Here is a 217-nt window from a genome sequence, read left to right on the forward strand (position 1 = left end):
CCACCGTGGGGTGGCCACCCGATACGACAAACTCGCGGTTCGGTACGAGGCCACTGTCCAGATCGCCGCGATCAACGAATGGCTCTAACCGACTTCGATACAGGCCCTAGCCAAACTGCCCCATGTTGACATCCAGGTCCTCGCGAAGGGCACCGGTGTGCATCGGGCGTCGCACGGGCCGTTCACGATCATGACCTTCCCCATCCCTGGTGACTCT

The 217-nt window shown here is 61.8% G+C and carries 1 protein-coding gene; it reads left to right on the plus strand.

Going from position 1 to position 217, the window contains the following annotated elements; all coding sequences use genetic code 11:
• Positions 1-97 precede the first annotated feature (97 nt).
• The coding region (locus QQ657_RS56925; protein ID WP_350310789.1) for a Scr1 family TA system antitoxin-like transcriptional regulator at positions 98-217 on the plus strand (120 nt) is incomplete at its 3' end.

Origin of the sequence: Amycolatopsis ponsaeliensis (assembly GCF_030182635.1) — a bacterium.
GTDB classification, from domain to species: Bacteria; Actinomycetota; Actinomycetes; order Mycobacteriales; family Pseudonocardiaceae; genus Amycolatopsis; species Amycolatopsis ponsaeliensis.